The sequence below is a fragment of the Serratia sp. (in: enterobacteria) genome (genome assembly GCF_046715635.1).
Lineage (GTDB): Bacteria > Pseudomonadota > Gammaproteobacteria > Enterobacterales > Enterobacteriaceae > Chania.
This window is the reverse complement of record NZ_JBKJYW010000466.1, coordinates 1-2,903: the sequence shown is the minus strand read 5'-3', so window position 1 is coordinate 2,903 and position 2,903 is coordinate 1. Positions and strand designations below refer to the sequence as shown.

The 2,903-nt window shown below is 56.9% G+C and carries 4 protein-coding genes; all 4 read right to left on the bottom strand.

The window, feature by feature from the left end; all coding sequences use genetic code 11:
* Positions 1–160: 160 nt before the first annotated feature.
* Positions 161–1,228 carry a 5-(carboxyamino)imidazole ribonucleotide synthase gene (gene purK / locus ACLQ7H_RS24120; RefSeq protein WP_411754853.1) on the bottom strand — a complete coding sequence of 356 codons (1,068 nt, stop codon included), beginning with the start codon at positions 1,226–1,228 and terminating at the stop codon, positions 161–163.
* Positions 1,225–1,749 carry a 5-(carboxyamino)imidazole ribonucleotide mutase gene (gene purE, locus ACLQ7H_RS24115; RefSeq protein WP_411754852.1) on the bottom strand — a complete coding sequence of 175 codons (525 nt, stop codon included), beginning with the start codon at positions 1,747–1,749 and terminating at the stop codon, positions 1,225–1,227. The genes purK and purE overlap by 4 nt, the downstream gene beginning before the upstream one ends.
* Before the next feature lie 131 nt (positions 1,750–1,880).
* Positions 1,881–2,603, bottom strand: coding sequence for a UDP-2,3-diacylglucosamine diphosphatase (locus tag ACLQ7H_RS24110; protein ID WP_411754851.1), 723 nt, complete (start codon positions 2,601–2,603; stop codon positions 1,881–1,883).
* Positions 2,604–2,613: 10 nt separating this feature from the next.
* A partial coding sequence (locus ACLQ7H_RS24105) for a peptidylprolyl isomerase (protein ID WP_411754850.1) occupies positions 2,614–2,903 on the bottom strand: 290 nt, incomplete at its 5' end.

Here is a 2,903-nt window from a genome sequence, read left to right as displayed (position 1 = left end):
AGAAAGCTGCTAACCATCCTGAATGCGATGCTACGGGATAATAAAAAATGGGTGACAAATTAATCATCACCCGTTGACTTTAAACACAGCTGCTCTCCCTGTGGGAGAGGGTTAGGGTGAGGGGTATACACCGTGATTAAAGGCCTATCACCCCACAAGTTCACCCAAGCTTTTGTTGTGCCCAGACCAAGCCACTTTGGTACTCGGCTGGCAGCAGCGGCGCTAACGCCTGCAACGCCTGTTGCAAAGAGGCGGCATCGGGATCGTTGAGATTCAGGTGACCTACTTTACGCCCCTCGCGCACCTCTTTCTCATACCAATGCAAGTGCACCAGCGGCAGGGCCAGCCATTGCTGATCCACCGCCGTGCCGATCAGGTTGACCATCACCGAAGGCGTATTCACCACCGGCTTAGGCAGCGGCAGCCCCAGGATGGCACGTAAATGCAGCTCAAACTGGCTGATGGAAGCGCCGTTCTGCGTCCAGTGGCCACTGTTGTGGACACGCGGAGCCAGCTCGTTGATCAACAGGCTGTCGCCGACGATAAAGCACTCCATCGCCATCACGCCCACGTAGTTCAACTCATCGAGGATCGCAGCCAACATCTGCTCGGCCTGCTGCTGCAACGCCGGATTGGGCTGTGGCAGCGCTACGCTAGTACGCAGAATGCCTTCTTCGTGCAGGTTGTGAGTCAGCGGATAGAATACCGACTGGCCGTCGTGGCCACGGGCACCCACCAACGACACTTCGCCAGAGAAATTAATCCCCTGCTCGACAATGCATTCGCCATAGTTATCCGCCGGTAACTCAGCCTCTTGGCCCGGGCGTAAACGCCACTGGCCACGGCCGTCGTAACCGCCAACGCGGCGTTTAACGATCGCCAACTCACCCAAGGTGGCAAAAACCTGCGGCCATTCGCTAGCATTTGCCAGCAATTGCCAAGGCGCGGTGGCCAGATGAAGTTGATCGAGAAGCTGTTTTTGAGTCAGGCGATCGGCCAAACGCGGGAAGATATCGCGGTTGACGAAGTTATTGTGAGTTGCCAGTTCGCGGGTCAGGGCGGTTTCTGGCCAGCGCTCGATTTCTGCGGTGATCACCGCATTTTGATAGGGCACCGCTTCCGGCTCGGCATCCAGACCGACAGGATAAACCGCAATCCCCAACGGCTCACCGGCCTGACGCAGCATACGCCCTAACTGGCCGTTACCCAGTACGCAAACCGGCTTCATGCGTCCTCCCGTGGATCCGGGTGGTTCAGCACCTCGTCGGTCTGGGCCTGACGCCACTGCGCCAACCGTTGTGCCAGCCTGGCATCGTGCAACGCCAGGATTTGTGCTGCCAACAACCCGGCGTTGGCCGCACCGGCTTTACCGATGGCGAGCGTGCCAACCGGAATACCACGTGGCATCTGCACGATGGAATACAGGCTATCGACACCGCTCAAGGCGGCGCTTTGTACCGGCACGCCCAGCACTGGAACCAGCGTTTTGGCCGCCAACATGCCTGGCAGATGTGCAGCACCACCGGCACCGGCGATGATCACGTCAAAACCCATAGCGCTGGCGTGTTCGGCAAAGCTGAACAGTTTATCCGGCGTGCGGTGGGCGGAGACAACTTCGACATGGAACGGGACATCCAGCGTGGTCAGAACTTCGGCCGCGGACTGCATAGTGGCCCAGTCACTTTTTGAACCCATTACGATTGCGATTTTAACCCCAGCGTTGGCGGCTGAAGTAGCGGTGGCTCCCATGAGTGCATGGCTCCTGTGATGTGGACAAACGTCGGCTGGCATGCCGTATGAGGGCGTAGAGCATATCATGGGTACAAGGCGAGGAAAACGGTTGCGTCGACGGTTTTTACCCTCAAAAGCAGGAAAACGGCCTAGAAGGGGAATTCGATCAGCTCGACGGCATCTGCCGTGACTTTAATCATTGAGCCTTGTGTATGCCAGGCTCCCAACACGGCGCGATGGGCTTCACCGTTAGGTAATGCCAGCGGATGGACTGCTGGGCGATGGGTGTGGCCGTGGATCATCCAGTGAACGTTGTGGCGCAACATGGCCTGCTCAACGGCCTGCGGGTTGACGTCCATAATCGCGGTGGATTTGTATTGATTGCTTTGCTGGCTGCGAGCACGCATTTTGGCTGCAATCTTCAACCGCCAGCGCAGAGGGAGCGCCAGAAAAGCACGTTGGATCCAGGTATTATGAACTTTCTTGCGGAATTCTTGATAGGCCTGATCGTCGGTACACAAGGTATCGCCATGCAGGATCAGGATCTTACGGCCATACAGTTCGACGACCTGCTCTTCCGGTAACAGGATCATACCGCTCTGTTTGGCAAAGCGTTTACCCAACAGGAAATCGCGGTTGCCGTGGATGAAGTAGCAGGGCACTCCGGCCTGATGCAACGCCTTTAGTGCGGCGGCAATTTCACGATGCAATGGCTCGGGGTCGTCATCACCAATCCAGGCTTCAAACAGATCGCCCAGGATGTATAACGCATCGGCGTGTACGGCTTCACGCTGCAAAAAACGCAGAAAACCGGCAGTCATTGCCGGTTCCTGTGCGTATAGATGCAGGTCTGCGATGAACAGCGTGCTCATGCAGCCGCGATTACTCGCTGACGGTAACGCTGGTGATCACCACGTCTTCAACCGGGACATCCTGGTGCATGCCGCTGCGGCCAGTTTTTACCGCTTTGATCTTCTCGACCACGTCCATGCCTTCTGCCACTTCGGCAAATACGCAGTAACCCCAACCCTGGGCGTTTTCTGCACGGAAGTTCAGGAAGTCGTTATCAACCACGTTGATGAAGAACTGGGCGGTGGCAGAGTGTGGATCGTTGGTACGAGCCATTGCCAGGGTGCCACGGGTGTTTTTCAGGCCGTTGTTAGCTTCGTTCT